This is a genomic window from Xanthomonas sp. WHRI 7945 (assembly GCF_035026585.1).
The window spans coordinates 1-17,144 of the sequence record NZ_JAYIQP010000024.1 but is presented as its reverse complement, the minus strand read 5'-3'; the positions used below and the strand labels follow the sequence as shown (position 1 = coordinate 17,144).

The 17,144-nt window shown below is 69.2% G+C and carries 15 protein-coding genes; 10 read left to right on the top strand and 5 right to left on the bottom strand.

The genetic code is table 11. The features are described from left to right. Window positions 1–6: 6 nt before the first annotated feature. Both VDQ83_RS16340 and VDQ83_RS16335 read left to right on the top strand, forming a co-directional pair. Window positions 7–813, top strand: a complete 807-nt coding sequence (locus VDQ83_RS16340; RefSeq protein ID WP_309922641.1) for a CheR family methyltransferase — start codon at window positions 7–9, stop codon at window positions 811–813. A 31-nt stretch (window positions 814–844) separates the two neighbouring features. After that, on the top strand, window positions 845–1,924 hold the full coding sequence (locus tag VDQ83_RS16335) for a protein-glutamate methylesterase/protein-glutamine glutaminase (RefSeq protein WP_263395159.1): 1,080 nt from the start codon (window positions 845–847) through the stop codon (window positions 1,922–1,924). Window positions 1,925–2,050: 126 nt separating this feature from the next. On the opposite strand, the gene VDQ83_RS16330 is transcribed toward VDQ83_RS16335, so the two are convergent. Both VDQ83_RS16330 and VDQ83_RS16325 read right to left on the bottom strand, forming a co-directional pair. Then, window positions 2,051–3,610: a phospholipase D family protein gene (locus tag VDQ83_RS16330; protein WP_455435724.1), complete on the bottom strand. Its 1,560-nt coding sequence runs from the start codon at window positions 3,608–3,610 to the stop codon at window positions 2,051–2,053. Window positions 3,611–3,698: 88 nt separating this feature from the next. Further along, window positions 3,699–4,529: an AraC family transcriptional regulator gene (locus VDQ83_RS16325; protein ID WP_263395161.1), complete on the bottom strand. Its 831-nt coding sequence runs from the start codon at window positions 4,527–4,529 to the stop codon at window positions 3,699–3,701. Window positions 4,530–4,721: 192 nt separating this feature from the next. Between VDQ83_RS16325 and VDQ83_RS16320 the strand changes: the two genes are divergently transcribed. Together VDQ83_RS16320 and VDQ83_RS16315 are read left to right on the top strand one after the other, a co-directional pair. Beyond that, window positions 4,722–6,122 carry an MFS transporter gene (locus VDQ83_RS16320; RefSeq protein ID WP_263395162.1) on the top strand — a complete coding sequence of 467 codons (1,401 nt, stop codon included), beginning with the start codon at window positions 4,722–4,724 and terminating at the stop codon, window positions 6,120–6,122. Window positions 6,123–6,166: 44 nt separating this feature from the next. Continuing rightward, window positions 6,167–8,161: a glycoside hydrolase family 127 protein gene (locus VDQ83_RS16315; RefSeq protein WP_455435723.1), complete on the top strand. Its 1,995-nt coding sequence runs from the start codon at window positions 6,167–6,169 to the stop codon at window positions 8,159–8,161. A 25-nt stretch (window positions 8,162–8,186) separates the two neighbouring features. Here the strand turns inward: VDQ83_RS16315 and VDQ83_RS16310 are convergent, their stop codons facing one another. Together VDQ83_RS16310 and gpmA are read right to left on the bottom strand one after the other, a co-directional pair. Next, window positions 8,187–8,447: an SHOCT domain-containing protein gene (locus VDQ83_RS16310; RefSeq protein WP_455435722.1), complete on the bottom strand. Its 261-nt coding sequence runs from the start codon at window positions 8,445–8,447 to the stop codon at window positions 8,187–8,189. Window positions 8,448–8,483: 36 nt separating this feature from the next. Beyond that, window positions 8,484–9,233 carry a 2,3-diphosphoglycerate-dependent phosphoglycerate mutase gene (gene gpmA / locus VDQ83_RS16305; protein WP_263395165.1) on the bottom strand — a complete coding sequence of 250 codons (750 nt, stop codon included), beginning with the start codon at window positions 9,231–9,233 and terminating at the stop codon, window positions 8,484–8,486. 286 nt (window positions 9,234–9,519) lie between these two features. Between gpmA and nfi the strand changes: the two genes are divergently transcribed. From nfi to VDQ83_RS16285, 4 genes are all read left to right on the top strand, one after another. Beyond that, window positions 9,520–10,230, top strand: coding sequence for a deoxyribonuclease V (nfi, locus tag VDQ83_RS16300; RefSeq protein WP_455435721.1), 711 nt, complete (start codon window positions 9,520–9,522; stop codon window positions 10,228–10,230). 129 nt (window positions 10,231–10,359) lie between these two features. Beyond that, on the top strand, window positions 10,360–11,229 hold the full coding sequence (locus tag VDQ83_RS16295) for a pirin family protein (RefSeq protein ID WP_263395167.1): 870 nt from the start codon (window positions 10,360–10,362) through the stop codon (window positions 11,227–11,229). A gap of 150 nt (window positions 11,230–11,379) precedes the next feature. Then, window positions 11,380–12,096 (top strand): aquaporin Z, encoded by a 717-nt coding sequence (gene aqpZ / locus VDQ83_RS16290; RefSeq protein WP_206234888.1) that lies wholly within the window; start codon window positions 11,380–11,382, stop codon window positions 12,094–12,096. Window positions 12,097–12,468: 372 nt separating this feature from the next. Then, on the top strand, window positions 12,469–12,939 hold the full coding sequence (locus tag VDQ83_RS16285) for a hypothetical protein (protein WP_455435720.1): 471 nt from the start codon (window positions 12,469–12,471) through the stop codon (window positions 12,937–12,939). Window positions 12,940–13,066: 127 nt separating this feature from the next. On the opposite strand, the gene VDQ83_RS16280 is transcribed toward VDQ83_RS16285, so the two are convergent. Then, window positions 13,067–13,927 (bottom strand): pirin family protein, encoded by an 861-nt coding sequence (locus tag VDQ83_RS16280; protein WP_455435719.1) that lies wholly within the window; start codon window positions 13,925–13,927, stop codon window positions 13,067–13,069. An 841-nt stretch (window positions 13,928–14,768) separates the two neighbouring features. Here VDQ83_RS16280 and VDQ83_RS16275 point away from each other — a divergent pair. Together VDQ83_RS16275 and VDQ83_RS16270 are read left to right on the top strand one after the other, a co-directional pair. Beyond that, window positions 14,769–16,841 (top strand): carbon starvation CstA family protein, encoded by a 2,073-nt coding sequence (locus tag VDQ83_RS16275; RefSeq protein ID WP_455435718.1) that lies wholly within the window; start codon window positions 14,769–14,771, stop codon window positions 16,839–16,841. Beyond that, complete coding sequence (locus tag VDQ83_RS16270) at window positions 16,841–17,065, top strand: YbdD/YjiX family protein (protein ID WP_064539465.1); 225 nt, start codon at window positions 16,841–16,843, stop codon at window positions 17,063–17,065. Before VDQ83_RS16275 ends, VDQ83_RS16270 begins: the two co-directional genes overlap by 1 nt. Window positions 17,066–17,144: the final 79 nt, after the last annotated feature.

The window sequence follows — 17,144 nt, the reverse complement described above, 5'->3', positions numbered from 1 at the left end:
ACCATCATGACCAGTACCGACACCATCACCGAGCAGGAATTCGGCAGATTCCAGCGCTTCATCTTCGACGCCGCCGGCATCACCATCTCCCCGGCCAAGAAGGCGATGCTGTGCGGGCGCCTGGGCAAGCGCCTGAAGGCGCATTCGCTGCAGACCTACACCCAGTACCTGAAACTGCTGGAAAGCCGCGAAGGCAGCGCCGAGGTGCAGACCGCGATCGACCTGCTGACCACCAACGAGACCTATTTCTTCCGCGAGCCCAAGCACTTCGACCTGCTGCGCCGGCTGGCCGGCGAGCACAAGGGCAGCGCGCCGTTCCGCAGCTGGAGCGCGGCCAGTTCCAGCGGCGAGGAGGCCTACAGCATGGCGATGGTGCTCGACGACGCGCTGCAGGGACGCGCCTACGAAGTGGTCGGCACCGACATCAGCACCCGCGTGCTGGAAAAGGCGCGCACCGGCCACTACCCGCTGCAGCGCATCGAGCACATGCCGCCGGCGCTGCTCAAGCGCTACTGCCTGAAGGGCCGCGGCGAATACGAGGGCAGCCTGCTGATCGACCGCAAGCTGCGCGACAACGTGCGCTTCCTGCACGCCAACCTCAATGCGTCGCTGCCCAACCTCGGCCAGTTCGACGTGATCTTCCTGCGCAACGTGATGATCTACTTCAACGGCCAGACCAAGCGCGAAGTGGTCGCGCGGGTGCTGTCCACGCTCAAGCGCGGCGGCATCTTCTGCATCGGCCACTCGGAAAGCCTCAACGACATCAACAACGAAGTCGTGCAGGTGGCGCCGTCGGTGTATCGCAAACCATGAGCGCCACTGCGGCCTCCCAAAGGAACGACCGATGACGACGACGATCAAGGCCATGGTGGTCGACGATTCGGCGGTGGTGCGGCAGGTGCTGGTGGCGGTGCTCAACGAAGCGCCCGGCATCGAGGTGATCGCCTCGGCCGCCGACCCGCTGCTGGCGATGGACAAGATGCGCCAGCAATGGCCGGACGTGATCGTGCTGGACGTGGAGATGCCGAAGATGGACGGCATCACCTTCCTGCGCAAGATCATGAGCGAACGCCCTACCCCGGTGGTGATCTGCTCCACGCTCACCGAGAAGGGCGCACGGGTGACCATGGACGCGCTGGCCGCCGGCGCGGTGGCGGTGGTGACCAAGCCCAAGCTGGGCCTGAAGCAGTTCCTCACCGACTCGGCCGAGGAACTGGTGGCCACGGTGCGCACCGCCGCGCGCGCCAACGTCAAGCGCCTGGCCGCGCGCAGCGCCGCGCCGCCGGTGGAACCGGAGATCAAGCACAACGCCGACGTGATCCTGCCGGCGCAGGGCGGCCGCGCGCTGGCGCAGACCACCGAACGGGTGATCGCGATCGGCACCTCCACCGGCGGCACCCAGGCGCTGGAGGAAGTGCTGACCGCGCTGCCGCGGGTCAGCCCCGGCATCGTCATCGTCCAGCACATGCCGGAGAAGTTCACCGCCGCATTCGCCGCGCGCCTGGACGGGCTGTGCCAGATCGCGGTGAAGGAAGCGGCCAACAACGACCGCGTGGTGCCCGGCCGCGCGCTGATCGCACCGGGCGGCAAGCACATGCTGCTGCGCCGCAGCGGCGCGCAGTATTTCGTCGAGGTCGTGGACGGGCCGCCGGTGAACCGGCATCGGCCGTCGGTGGACGTGCTGTTCCGTTCCGCCGCGCGCGCCGCCGGCGCCAACGCGCTGGGCATCATCATGACCGGCATGGGCGACGACGGCGCGGTCGGCCTGCTGGAAATGCGCCAGGCCGGCGCGCGCACCGTGGCCCAGGACGAACAGAGCAGCATCGTGTTCGGCATGCCCAAGGAAGCGATCAAGCGCGGCGGCGCGGAGAAGATCCTGCCGCTGAGCGGGATGGCGCGCGAGATCGTGCAGCAGCTCACATAGCGCGCTCGCCGGATTCTGCATTTGTAGGAGCGGCTCTGGGTGGCCTCGGGCCATCAGCCGCGACAGATGCTATCGGCGCCTGTCGCGGCTGAAGCCGCTTCTACAATTTCGCTGCGGTGCGTGCCGCTACAACTGCGACTCCACCGGCAACCAGCCGATCACCCGCGCCGCGGCGCGGCGCCAGAGGCCCGCTTCCGGCTCGCGCGCCCAGCTGCGCGGCGGCTGCGCCGCGTCGTCGTGCCAGCGCAGCGCACCATCCTGCAACGCCAGCCGGTAGCTCACCGGTGCCGACACCTTGGCCCGGTACAGCCGCTCCAGTTCGGCCGCCGCGGCGCGGTCGCGGAACAGCAGACCCATCTCGGTATTGAGGTTCATCGAGCGCGGGTCGAGATTGAACGAGCCGATGAACCCTTCGTCGCCATCGACCACGAACGCCTTGGTGTGCAGGCTGGCGCCGCTGGAGCCGAACAGGCTGCCGCCCGGGTCGCCCTTGGGCTTGAGCTCGAACAGGGCCACGCCCTGGCGCAGCAACGGCACCCGGTAGCCGGCATAGCCGCCATGCACGGCGACCACGTCGTTGGCCGCCAGCGAATTGGTCAGCACGCCGACCGCGACCCCGCGCTGGCGCAGCTGGCCGATCCAGCGCATGCCGTCGTCGCCCGGCACGAAGTACGGCGAGATCAGCGCCAGCTCGCGCTGCGCGCGGGCCATCTCGCCGACCAGCAGCGGCGTCATCCAGTCAGCGCGCGGCGGCGCGCCTTCAGCCTTCTCCGGCGGGTCGGAAACGATCCTGGCCTCGGCGCTCCAATGGATCGGGCGCTCGCCCTCGAGCAGGTTGCGCACGCTGGGCGAACGGCGCAGGCGTTGCGCGTAGGGGTGCGCCCGCGCCGAGCCCAGGCCGGCATCGATGCTGGCGCGCAGCCTGGGCAGCGCATCCGGCTCGGCCTGCACCAGCGCGCCGAGCGGCACCGCGGTGCGGCTGTTCCAGTAGGCGTCGAAGATCTGCGTGGCCTGCGCCACCGCCGGCCCGACCACGGCGACATCGGTGTCCATGAAGTTGGTGTCGCGCGAGGCATCGAAGTATTCGTCGCCGACGTTGCGCCCGCCGACCACCGCCATGCGCCCGTCGGCGATCCAGGCCTTGTTGTGCATGCGCCGGTTGACGCTGAAGAAGCGCAGCACCAGCTCCACCCCGCGCATCAGCGTGCCTTCGCGGGCGCGAGTCGGGTTGAACAGGCGCACCTCGATCAGCGGGTGGCTGTCCAGCGCGGCCAGCACCGAATTGCTGCCGTGCACGTTCATGTCGTCCAGCAGCAGGCGCACGCGCACGCCGCGGTCGGCGGCGCGCAGCAGTTCGTTGTAGAGCAGGTTGCCGGTGAAGTCCGGATGCCAGATGTAGTACTGCAGGTCCAGGCTGCGCCCGGCCGCGCGTGCGGCCACCGCGCGCACCGCAAACGCCTCGACGTTGTCGGACAGGATCACCATGCCGCTCTGCCCGGCATGGGCCGCGGTCAGCGGCGCCACCACGCGGTCGATCGGGGTGTGCACCACGCTTGCCGGCAGCGTATGGCTGGCCGGGCCGCGCACGCGGTCGGCGAAGCGGCCGTAGAAGTACAACGCCGCCAGCGAGGCCAGGATCAGCCCGGCCAGGGCGATGCCGCTCCGCTTCAACACCTTCTTCTTCATTCGCGCACGTCCCCGGGAAGTCGGCGCAGTGTAGGCAATGCGGTGTGTAGAGGGCCGTGCGGTTCGGCGGCAGCGAGCGTTCGCGCGCTCAGCCCGAATTGATGTGCTCCTTGCAGTACAGCCGCCGGTAGGCGGTCGGGGTCATGCCCAGGCGCTGGCGGAAGATGCGGCGGAAGTAGCCGCCGTCGCTGAAGCCGGCGCGCTGCGCGACCTCGTCGACGCCGCAGGTGTTCACCAGCAGCAGCTTCTCGGCGAAGGCGATGCGCTGGCGATGGATCGCCTCGGTCAGCGTGGTGCCGAACGCACGGCGGTAGATGCGCCCCAGGTAGTCCGGATTGCAGTGCAGCTGCGCGGCCAGCGTGGAGGCGTTGAGCGCGGTGTGGAACTGGGTGCCGATCAGCTGCTTGGCACGGTACGCCAGCGCCACGCCGGCACGGTCGGAGTCATGCGGGTCGGGCCAGGCGCCGGCCACGCATTGCAGCATCGACAGCACGATCGGCTCCAGCATCGGCAGCGTGCGCCGCTCCTCCTGCTCGCCGAGGAACCAGCGGAACAGGCCGACGAAGCGCTCCGGATCGCGGATCGCGGTGCGTTGCGGCATCGACAGCAGGGTCGCCTCGGCGGATGCGGCGGCGGCCGCCGCCACATCCGCCGCCAGTTCGAAATGCACCCAGTAGAAGCGCAGGTCGTCGGCGAAGCGGCCCAGGCCGGCATGCTCGCGGCCCGGCCACAGGAGCAGGGTCTCGCCGGGGCCGATATGGAAGTCGCTGTCCTGCTCGCGGATCGACAAGGTGCCGCGTTCGACGAAGATCAGTTCGTAGGACTGGATCACCCGCGTCGGATGCGCGCCGAGCCCGCGGGAAATGAACAGGCCGCCGTTCTGGACCCGGATCGGATAGGCGACTGCGAGTTCGAGCATGTCGGAAACGTCTCCCCTGTCGCGCCTCACGCTGCATTGCAGCAAATAACGCACGCTGCGACCGTCCGCGGCCACAGCATTGCGCAGGTCGGAATCGTACCGTTTTTATACTGCGCAGGCTCTTGTTCCGTTGCCGGCGGCATGCGACGTTTGCCGGGCGCCGCACTCCGCGCCCCGCAAGGAACCGTTCCGTTGAATGCGACCGCCGTTGGTCCCGTTGCCGCAGGCGCCGAACAGGCCGCCGCGCACAAACTCTCGCGCCTGGAAAAGTTCGGCTATGGCCTGGGCGATGCCGGCGGCACCATCGTCACCTGCCTGATCGCCAATTTCCTCACGTTCTTCTACACCGACGTGTTCGGGCTGACCCCGGCGCTGGTCGGCACCCTGTTCACCGTGCTGCGCATCGCCGACGCGGTGTCCGACCCGTTGATGGGCGTGCTCGCCGACCGCACCCGCAGCCGCTGGGGCCGCTTCCGCGGCTGGCAGCTGTGGATCGCGCTGCCGATCGGCATCGCCTGCGTGCTGACCTTCAGCACCCCGCAACTGGGCTACGCGGCCAAGGTCGCCTATGCCTTCGCCAGCTATTTCCTGCTGTCGCTGTGCTACACCGCGATCAACGTGCCGTACTGCGCGCTGATCAACAGCATGACCGGCGACCATCGCGAAGTGGTGTCGGCGCAGTCGTGGCGCTTCGTGCTGTGCGGCATCGCCGGCTTCCTGGTCTCGGTCGGCCTGCCGTGGCTGGTGCGGGTGCTTGGCGACGGCGACGTCGCACGCGGCTACCAGCTCGGCGTGGGCCTGCTCAGCGTGCTGGCGGTGGCGATGTTCCTGTGCTGCTTCTTCGCCGTGCGCGAGCGCGTGCCGGTCAGCCTGCTCGGCGAGGCGGGCATCGGCCAGCACCTGCGCGGGCTGCTGCGCAACGACCAGATGCGGCTGGTGCTGCTGATGTCGTTCCTGCTGATCAACGTGTTCAACATCCGCGGCGGCGGCTACCTGTACTTCATCACCTACGTGCTCGGCGGCAGCCCCGGCTACGCCTCGCTGTTCTTCGCGATGGTGGCGCTGGCCACGGTGCTGGGCGCGATCGTGGTCAATGCGCTGTGCCGCCGCTTCGATCCGCTGGCGCTGTACCTGCACACCAACCTGGCGCTGGCGGTGCTGGGCGTGCTGCAGTGGTGGATGCCCACCGGCCCGGCGCAGCAGACGCTGTGGCTGGGGCTGATCTTCGTCAACTGCCTGGTGCTGGGCTTCGCGCTGCCGCTGCACTTCTCGATCATGGCCTTCGCCGACGACTACGGCGCCTGGAAGAACCGGGTGCGTTCCTCCGGCATCAATTTCGCCTTCAACCTGTTCTGCATCAAGCTGGCCTGGGCCTCGAGCGCGGTGGTGATCAGCTACCTGTTCGTGCGCGTGGGCTACCGCGCCGGCGCCGAACACCAGACCGCCGCCTCGCTGCAGGCGATCACCCTGCTGGAAACGCTGATTCCCGCGGCTATCCACCTGCTGCTGGCCGCGGTGATCTACCGCTGCCGCCTGCGCCGGCCGCTGCTGGCCGAGGTCGCCGCCGACCTGGCCGCGCGCCCGGTGCACTGACGCCCTTCCCTCTCCCTCTCTCCCTCCCCAGGATCATCGCCTCCATGCCGCTTTCGCTCGCCCCGCCGCCCGAACTCCCGCTCGACCGCCTGCGCATCGCCGACCCGTTCTGGCAGCGCTACCAGCGCCTGGTGCAGGAGGTGGTGCTGCCCTACCAGTGGGACGCGCTCAACGACAACGTCGCCGATGCCGAACCCAGCCACGCGATCGAGAACTTCCGCATCGCCGCCGGCCGCAGCGACGGCGCGTTCTACGGCATGGTGTTCCAGGACAGCGACGTGGCCAAGTGGCTGGAAGCGGTGGCCTACCTGCTCGCGCAGCACCCCGATCCGGCGCTGGAACGCGATGCCGATGCCACCATCGAACTGATCGGCGCCGCGCAACAGGCCGACGGCTACCTCAACACCTATTTCACGGTGAAGGCACCGGAGCAGCGCTGGACCAATCTTGCCGAATGCCACGAGCTGTATTGCGCCGGGCACATGATCGAGGCCGGCGTCGCCTACCACCAGGCCACCGGCAAGCGCGCGTTGCTGGACATCGTGTGCCGGCTCGCCGACCACATCGATGCCACGTTCGGCCCCGGTCCGGAGCAATTGCACGGCTACCCGGGACATCCGGAGATCGAACTGGCCTTGATGCGTCTGTACGAAGCCACCGGCGAGCCGCGCTATCTCGCGCTGACCCGCTACTTCGTCGAACAGCGCGGCCGCACCCCGCACTACTACGACGAGGAATACGAAAAGCGCGGCCGCAGCTTTTTCTGGGGCGGCCACGGGCCGGCATGGATGATCGAGGACAAGGCCTACAGCCAGGCGCACGTGCCGGTCGCGCTGCAGACCACCGCGGTCGGCCATGCGGTGCGCTTCGTCTACCTGTACGCCGGCGTGGCGCATCTGGCGCGGCACAGCGGCGATGCGCAGCTGCGCGCGACCTGCGAGCGGCTGTGGGAGAACACCACCCAGCGGCAGCTGTACCTCACCGGCGCGATCGGCGCGCAGAGCTACGGCGAGGCCTTCAGCGTCGACTACGACCTGCCCAACGACACCGCCTACAACGAGAGCTGCGCGTCGATCGGGCTGATGATGTTCGCCAACCGCATGCTGCAGCTGGCGCCGGACAGCCGCTACGCCGACGTGATGGAGCGCGCGCTGTACAACACGGTGCTGGCCGGCATGGCGCTGGACGGGCGCCACTTCTTCTACGTCAATCCGCTGGAAGTGCATCCGCCCACCGTGCACGGCAACCACGGCTTCGACCACGTCAAGCCGGTGCGCCAGCGCTGGTTCGGCTGCGCCTGCTGCCCACCGAACATTGCCCGCGTGCTGACCTCGCTCGGCCACTACATCTACACCCGCCGCGACGACACGCTCTACGTGAACCTGTACGTCGGCAGCGACGCGGCTTTCGACGTGGACGGGCAGACGCTGACCCTGCGCCAGCGCGGCGATTATCCGTGGCAGGAGCAGGTCGAACTGAGCGTGGATTGCGAGGCCCCGGTCGAGGCGGCGCTGGCGCTGCGCCTGCCGGACTGGTGCCGCGCGCCGCAGCTGCGGCTCAACGGCGAAGCGGTCGCGATCGACGCGCACCTGCAGCACGGCTACTGCGTGCTGCGCCGGCGCTGGCAGCGCGGCGACACCCTGCAACTGGACTTGCCGATGCCGGTGATGCGGGTCAGCGGGCATCCGCGCGTGCGCCATCTGGCCGGCAAGGTCGCGCTGCAACGCGGGCCGCTGGTGTACTGCCTGGAGCAGGCCGACAACGGCGCGCAGCTGCATCAGCTGCGCCTGCCCGCCGGCGCGGCGATCCGTACCGAACCCGGCAGCGGCACGCTGGCCGGCCAGGTGCTGCTGCAGGCCGAGGGCGAACGCCTGCACGGCCACGACGACGCGCAGGCCGACGCCTTGCCGCTGTACCGCTACGACGCGCCGCCGGCATCGCGGCAGGCGCAGACCCTGACCTTCGTGCCCTACTTCGCCTGGGCCAACCGCGGCGAAGGCGAGATGCGGGTGTGGGTGGACGAACGCGGCGACGGCTGAGGCCGCTCGCCAGCGCGCGACGCGCTCACAGATCCGCGAGGATCTGCTCGCGCCGGTGTGCGTATTCCGCCTGATCGATCAGGCCCTGCGCACGCAATGCCTCTAGCGCGCGCAACCGCGCTTCCACCGATGCCGCGGGCGGCAGCGGCGGCGGCGCAGCGGCGCGCTGGGACATTCGTGCACGCCGGTCCGCGCGCATGGCCAACCACACCACCGCCAAGACCAGCACCGGCAGCGCCAGCACCACCAACAGAATCACCAAGTGCCAGACACTGAGATCGAACATCCCATCCTCCTTGATGCGGCGCGCACCGTGCGCGCGTTACTTGGCCTTGCCCTGATTGGCCACGGCCTCGGCCGCCTTCTTCGCCGCTTCCGGATCGCCGAGATAGCGGTAGGACTGCACCAGCAACGCATCGTCCAGCTCGAACAGCAGCGGAATGCCGGTGGGGATGTTGAGCTCCAGGATTTCCTCACGCGAAACGCCGTTCAAATACTTGTACAGCGCGCGCAGCGAGTTGCCGTGCGCGGTGACCAGCACGGTCTGCCCGGCCTTCAGCTGCGGCGCGATCGCGTCGTGCCAGTACGGCAGCACGCGCTCGAGCGTGGTTGCCAGCGACTCGGTGGCCGGCAGCGCGTTGCGGTCGAGCGTGGCGTAGCGGCGGTCGTGCAGCGGGTGGCCCGGGTCCTCGGCGTCCATCGGCGGCGGCGGGATGTCGTAGGAGCGGCGCCAGATCTTGACCTGCTCCTCGCCGTGCTTGGCCGCGGTCTCGGCCTTGTCCAGGCCCTGCAGGCCGCCGTAGTGGCGCTCGTTGAGGCGCCAGCTCTTGTGCACCGGCAGCCAGTCCTGGTCCAGCTCCTTCAGCGCGCCCTGCAGGGTGTGGATGGCGCGCTTGAGCACCGAGGTGTGCGCCACGTCGAACTGCAGCCCCTCCTCGCGCATCAGGCGGCCGGCGGCCACGGCTTCCTGGCGGCCTTGTTCGGTGAGCTCCACGTCCACCCAGCCGGTGAAGCGGTTATCCAGGTTCCACTGGCTCTGGCCATGGCGCAACAGTACGAGTTTGCGGGTCACTGCGACGGTCTCCGTTGGGGGGATGCAAGGGTCGTGCGGCCCTGGATTGTAGCGGGATCGCCGTAAGCGGTGCCGTGGTGGCCGCAGCGCGGATCCACCCAAGCGTTTCGATCCGGATCGATGTCACTTGTGGAAGCGACTTCAGTCGCGACAGGCGTTACCGGGAATGCCCGTCGCGACTGAAGTCGCTCCCACAACGCTTCGCCATCTGCAAATACCCGAGCCATACCGAGCGACGGTGCAGACCTGCACGCCACAGCCACGATCACCGCGCGATCATCGCCAGATGGACACTTCTTCGCACACGGTCTTCGGCGACTGGGACGGCAGCGTCGTGCAGGCGCGGGCGCTGCAGGCCACGCTGGCCAAACAGGTGCGCTTGCACGACGAGGTGGCGGACCCGCCGCGCTGGCTGGCCGGGTTCGACGTCGGCTTCGAGGACGAAGGCCGCATCACCCGCGCCGCCGCGGTGTTGATCGACGCCGACACCCTGCAGCCGCAGCAAGCCGAGATCGCCCGCGTGCCGACCTCGATGCCCTACGTGCCGGGCCTGCTGAGCTTCCGCGAACTGCCGGCGCTGCTGGCCGCGCTGGCGTTGCTGCGGCAGCGCCCGGACCTGGTGTTCGTCGACGGCCAGGGCATCGCCCATCCGCGCCGGCTCGGCATCGCCGCGCACTTCGGCGTGGTCACCGGCCTGCCCAGCATCGGCGTGGCGAAGAAGCTGCTGGCCGGGCGCTACGACGAACCCGGGCCGCAGGCCGGCGACCACAGCCCGATCGTGCATCGCGGCAACACCGTCGGCTGGGCGCTGCGCAGCAAGCCGCGCTGCAATCCGTTGATCGTCTCGCCCGGCCACCGCGTGGCGGTGGACAGCGCGCTGGACTGGACCCAGCGCTACCTGCGCGGCTACCGCCTGCCGGAGCCGACCCGCCTGGCCGACCGCCTGGCCTCGCGCCGCGGCGAGGTCGCGATCCCGACCCAGCCCGGGCTGCTGTAGCCCCGGCGCGACGTGCGCAGGCCGCGGTGTGCCCCGGCGCACAGCGGAACGTTGCGTTTTGCCAGCGCCCAGGCGCCCTGCCGCGACGGCGTGCGAAGCTTGCATCCCCGTTCGCCGCGAGTGCCCGCCATGCCCACCCTGATCGCCCCCCGCGTCCACGACATCGGCGGTTTCCAAGTGCGCCGCGCGGTGCCCAGCCTGCAGGCGCGCAGCGTCGGCCCGTTCGTGTTCATCGACCACATGGGCCCGGCGATCTTCGAGCCCGGCCACGGCGTCGACGTGCGCCCGCATCCGCATATCGGCCTGGCCACGGTGACCTTCCTGTGGTCCGGCGAGATCGGCCACCGCGACACGCTCGGCTCGGACCAGGTGATCCGCGCCGGCGACGTCAACTGGATGACCGCCGGGCGCGGCATCGCCCATTCCGAGCGCACGCCTTCGCCGCTGCGCGCGCAGCCGCATCCGCTGCACGGCATGCAGACCTGGGTGGCGCTGCCGAAGTCGGCCGAGGAAACCGCACCGGCGTTCTACCACCACGCCGCCGCCAGCCTGCCGCAACAGCGCCGCGACGGGGTGTGGCTGCGGGTGATCGCCGGCCGCGCCTACGGCGAGGAATCGCCGGTCAAGGTGTTCGCCGACACGCTGAACGTGGCGCTGGACCTGGACGCGGACGCGGAGATCGACCTGGACACCGGCCACGTGCAGCGCTCGCTGTACGTGCTGGAGGGCGAGGCGCAACTGGACGGCGTGGACATCCCCGCGCGCTACTTGGTGTTGCCCGAACCCGGCGCGCGCGGCCGGCTGCGCGCCAAGACCCCGCTGAAGGCGATGCTGATGGGCGGCGAACCGCTGGACGGGCCGCGCCACCTATGGTGGAACTTCGTCTCCAGCTCCACCGAGCGCATCGAGCAGGCCAAGCGCGACTGGCAAGAAGGCCGCTTCGGCCTGATCCCCGGCGACGACCAGGAATTCATTCCGCTGCCCGAGCCCGGCAAGTAAGGGCTGCCGGCACGCCGGGCCGCCGCCGCGTCCGCAGCGGCGACCTGGCCGTGCATGATTGCGGCACAAACGTTGAACTGAGACCGTCCGCACTATTCAATGGCGGAACCGCCCACACGGGGCGGCGCCTTTCATGACACGGAGCTTGTTATGTCAATGACCAAACGCCTGACGGCGGAATTTCTCGGTACGTTCTGGCTGGTACTCGGCGGCTGCGGCAGCGCGGTGCTCGCCGCCAAGTTCGGCGGCGACGGCAACCCCCTGGGTATCGGCCTGCTCGGGGTCGCGCTGGCGTTCGGCCTGACCGTGCTGACCGGGGCGTATGCGTTCGGCCATATTTCCGGCGGCCATTTCAACCCGGCGGTCAGCCTCGGCCTGTGCGCCGGCGGACGCTTCCCCATGGCCGACGTGCTGCCCTACGTGGTGGCGCAGGTGGCCGGCGCGATCGTGGCCGGATTCGTCTTGCTGCAGATCGCCCAGGGCGCGCCCGGCTTCGCGATCGATCCGGGCCAGGCCGGCGCATTCGCCAGCAATGGATACGGCGCGTTGTCGCCCGGGGGCTATTCGCTGGTTGCCGCCCTGCTGTGCGAAGTGGTGCTCACCGCAGTGTTCCTGCTGGTCATCATGGGCGCGACCCACCAGAACGCACCGGCCGGATTCGCCCCGATCGCGATCGGCCTGGCGCTGACCCTGATCCACCTGATCAGCATCCCGGTGACCAACACGTCGGTCAATCCGGCCCGTTCGACCGGCGTGGCGCTATTCGCCGGCAGCGGCGCGATCGGCCAGCTCTGGCTGTTCTGGGTCGCCCCGCTGCTCGGCGGCGTGATCGGTGGCGCGCTCTACCGCGTGCTTGGCAGGCGCTGAACACCGCCCGCGTCCACGCCGCAATGCCGGCGTGGACGCGGCCGGACATCACATCCCGGCACGCTGCCTGCTGCCGACCGACCCGGGGAATCGCGTCCGCGGCGCGATCGCGGCGTTCGCGGCTCGGAGCGAGGCTTGCGGATCGCGGCAGCCGGATCGGCACGCCAATTGTCAAGTGCCGCCAGCTGGGCTATGGTTCGGCACAGCGGCCGGGGCAATTGCAGCCGCACACACCGGGACACGCACTGCGTAGGGGTATGCACTGCACCGATCCCGCAATGCAACGAGGGTGACGTGGCGTGCCGGCCTGCGTGGGCGTGCGCTGAAAAGATCGAGACCGTCGCACTGCGGCGGCGCATGGGGACATCGCGAATGAAGCTTGCAAACTGGCTTACCGGCCCCTTGGTTCTGGCCGCCGTGCTGCCTGCGGCCGCCGCCATGGCGCAGCAGGCGCAGAACTGCCCGCAACTGCCGCCGCAGGCGAAGCTGCAGTGGAACGAGCGCAGCGACAAGGGCTTCATCGTGTGCCGGGCCGTGGCCGCCGACGGCCGCCAGGTGCTGGGCATGATGCTGACCGCGCGCGACCCGAACATCCCGCTGGCGCGCAACCTGCGCGAAGAGAAAGGCAGCATCGCCGGCGAGAGCATGCACTGGTACCGGCCCGACCTGGGCGGCGTCGACGCCCCCGGCCTGGCCTCGCGCCGCGTCACCGTGGTCGAGCTGGGCAAGGACCACTACGCGCAGGTCTGGATCGACGCCGGCGACGTGCAGGAACTGCAATGGCTGCAGTCGCTGGTGCAGGGCCTGGACATGAGCCCGACCCGGCTGGCGCTGGATCGCTGAAGCAAACTGGCTTTCAGCGCATCGCCCTTTGTGGGAGCGACTTCAGTCGCGACAGGCTTTACCGGGAAGGCCCGTCGCGACTGAAGTCGCTCCCACACTATGCTGCCCGCGACAGCTTAGGCAGAAGCTAGAACCGCCCTTCCTGGAAATCCACGAACGCCTGCATCAGCTCTTCGCGCGTGTTCATCACGAACGGCCCGTGCCGCGCCACCGGCTCGCGCAGCGGCCGCCCGGCCACCAGGATCAGCCGCGCGCCGGCGTTGCCCGCCTGCAGCTGCAGCAGGTCGCCGCCGCCGAGCACGGCCAGGGTCTGCGCCGGCAGTGCGCGCATGGCCTCGCCCTCGCCCACCGCCGCCGCGCCCTCGTAGGCATAGGCGAACGCGTTGTGTCCGTCCGGCAGCAGGAAGTCCCAGCGCGCGTCGGCGTCGAGCGCGATGTCCAGATACAGCGGATCGGTGGCCGGCTGCGCGATCGGCCCGTGCACGTCGCCGACCTGGCCGGCGATCACCTTGACCGTCACCCCCGGCGCCGGCTGCGCCAGCGGAATGCGCTCGGGCGCGAACTCCTGGTAGCGCGGCGCGGTCATCTTGTCGCGCGCCGGCAGGTTCACCCACAGCTGGAAGCCGCGCATGCGCCCGGACTCCTGCTCCGGCATCTCCGAATGCACCAGGCCGCGGCCGGCGGTCATCCACTGCACGCTGCCCGGAGTCAGCAGGCCCTCGTTGCCGTGGTTGTCCTTGTGCCGCATGCGCCCATCGAGCATGTAGGTGACGGTCTCGAAGCCGCGATGCGGATGGCTGGGGAAGCCACCGATGTAGTCCTCGGCGCGGTCGGTGCCGAATTCGTCCAGCAGCAGGAACGGATCCAGCTCGGGCAGTTCGGCGCCGCCGATGACCCGGGTCAGCTTGACCCCGTCGCCGTCGGCGGTGGCGCGGCCACGGATCGTGCGCAGGATGCGCGCGGGCGCGGCGGTGGTGGTGTCGGTCATGGCGGCAATCTCCTGGTGAAGCACCCGATATGGGCGTGCACACGGCGACGGCCAATCGCGACCGGCGCAACCCATCGTTCCATCGCGGACTTACGCCAGGCGTCCCGCGGCCCGCCTGGCGTGCCGGCGCTGCGCTGGTGCCGGCCGTACGAGCTCCTGTGGGAGGGGCTTCAGTCCCGACTGCAGCCAGGCTGGGCGATTCCAGACCCTGCTCTTCCACCCGATGCCTCGGGCCTGATGCCGATCGCGGGCCACCTCAACGCGCCGCGGCCTGCACCACCGTCATCGTCAGGACCTGCGTCGATGGCAGCGCACGCCGGTCCAGCACTGCTGCCCTGCCGCCGGCCCTACAAGCTGCTGTGGGAGGGACTTCAGTCCCGACTGCAGCCAGGCAGGGCGATTCCACGCCCTGCTCTTCCACCCGATACCTCGCACCCGATGCCGATCACGGGCCACCTCAACGCGCCGCAGCCTGCACCACCGTCATCGCCAAGACCAGCGCCGATGGCAGCGCTCGCCGGTCCAGCACTGCTGCCCTGGCGCCGGCCCTACAAGCCGTTGTGGGAGGGACTTCAGTCCCGACTGCAGCCAGGCCCGGCGATTCCACGCCTGCTCTTCCACCCGATGCTTCGGGCCTGATGCCGATCACGGGCCAGCGCGACGCGCGCAGCCTGCACCTGGTCATCGCCAAGACCTTCGCCGATGCGACGCACCCCGGCCCAGCGCCATCGCCCACGACCGCGGCCTACGACCAAAGTACTAGGGCCACGACGTGTCCCGGGATTGACCCCCCAGGCCATCGGGGCGACCCTTGCCGGAATCTCGTCGGGGAGCGATCTGCATGAAAGGGTTTTCCAAACTGGCCTGGGCCGCGCTCGCGGTGCTGGCGGCGTTCTGCCTGGGCACCATCGCCCTGCGCCGCGGCGAACACATCAACGCGCTGTGGATCGTGGTCGCCGCGGTCTCGATCTACCTGATCGCCTATCGCTTCTACAGCCTGTTCATCGCCACCAAGGTGATGCAGCTCGACCCCACCCGCGCCACCCCCGCGGTGCTCAACAACGACGGCCTGGACTACGTGCCGACCAACAAGCACGTGCTGTTCGGCCATCACTTCGCCGCCATCGCCGGCGCCGGGCCGCTGGTCGGCCCGGTACTCGCCGCGCAGATGGGCTACCTGCCCGGGCTGCTGTGGCTGGTGGTCGGCGTGGTGTTCGCCGGCGCGGTGCAGGACTTCGTGGTGCTGTTCCTGTCCAGCCGCCGCAACGGCCGCTCGCTCGGCGACCTGGTGCGCGAGGAGATGGGCCAGGTGCCCGGCACCATCGCCCTGTTCGGCGCGTTTCTGATCATGATCATCATCCTGGCGGTGCTGGCGATGGTGGTGGTCAAGGCGCTGGCGGAAAGCCCGTGGGGCATGTTCACGGTGATCGCGACGATGCCGATCGCGATCCTGATGGGCGTGTACATGCGCTACATCCGTCCCGGCAAGATCGGCGAGATCTCGATCGTCGGGCTGATCCTGCTGCTGGCCGCGATCTGGTTCGGCGGCAAGGTCGCCGCCGACCCGACGTGGGGGCCGGCCTTCACCTTCACCGACGTGCAGATCACCTGGATGCTGATCGGCTACGGCTTCGTCGCCTCGGTGCTGCCGGTGTGGCTGCTGCTGGCGCCGCGCGATTACCTGTCCACCTTCCTCAAGATCGGCACCATCATCGCCCTGGCCATCGGCATCCTGGTGGTCATGCCCGACCTGAAGATGCCGGCGCTGACCCAGTACGCGCACAACGGCATGGGCCCGGTGTGGACCGGCGGCATCTTCCCGTTCCTGTTCATCACCATCGCCTGCGGCGCGGTATCCGGTTTCCATGCGCTGATCTCCTCCGGCACCACGCCCAAGCTGCTCGCCAACGAAGGCCACATGCGCTACATCGGCTACGGCGGCATGCTGATGGAGTCGTTCGTCGCGGTGATGGCGCTGGTCGCCGCCTCGATCATCGAACCGGGCGTGTATTTCGCGATGAACGCGCCGGCCTCGATGGTCGGCAGCGACGTCGTCGCGGTCGCGGCGAAAGTCAGCGAATGGGGCTTCGCGATCACTCCCGAAGTGCTCGAGGCCACCGCCCGCGACATCGGCGAGACCACCATCCTGGCACGCGCCGGCGGCGCCCCGACCCTGGCGGTGGGCATCGCGCAGATCCTGCACCAGCTGCTGCCGGGCGAGGACATGATGGCGTTCTGGTACCACTTCGCGATCCTGTTCGAAGCGCTGTTCATCCTTACCGCGGTCGACGCCGGCACCCGCGCCGGGCGCTTCATGCTGCAGGACCTGCTCGGCAACTTCGTCCCGGCGCTGAAGAGGACCGAGTCGTGGGGCGCCAACATCATCGCCACCGCCGGCTGCGTGGCGCTGTGGGGCTACCTGCTGTACACCGGAGTCAAGGACCCGTACGGCGGCATCCGCACGCTGTGGCCGCTGTTCGGCATCTCCAACCAGATGCTCGCCGGCATCGCGCTGATGCTGGGCACGGTGGTGCTGTTCAAGCTCAAGCGCGACCGCTACGCCTGGGTGACCATCGTGCCGGCGCTGTGGCTGCTGATCTGCACCACCTACGCCGGGCTGATCAAGATCTTCGACCCGAACCCGGCGCAGGGCTTCCTGGCGCAGGCGCACAAGTTCCAGGACGCGATCGCCAGCGGCACCATCACCGCGCCGGCCAAGACGGTGGCGCAGATGCAGCAGATCGTCACCAACGCCTACGTCAACACCGGGCTGACCGCGCTGTTCCTGTTCGTGGTGTTCTCGGTCCTGATCTACGCGGTCAAGACCATCCTCGCCGCGCGCCGCAACCCGCAGCGCAGCGACAAGGAAACCGCGTACGTGGCGCTGCAGCCGCACCAGATGGCGGACCTGTGATGAGCAACGACCTGGTCCCGGTCGGCCAGTACCAGGCGCACCGCCGGCTGTGGCGGCGCCTGGTGCAGACCGCGCGGCTGTGCTGCGGCATCCCCGACTACGATAACTACGTGCGCCACGTGCTGGAGAAGCACCCCGACCGCCAGCCGATGGACTACAAGACCTTCTTCCGCGAGCGCCAGGAAGCGCGCTATGGCGGCAAGAGCGGGTTTCGTTGTTGTTGAAGCTCGGGACTCGGGACTCGGGACTCGGGACTCGGGACTCGGGACTCGGGACTCGGGACTCGGGACTCGGGACTCGGGA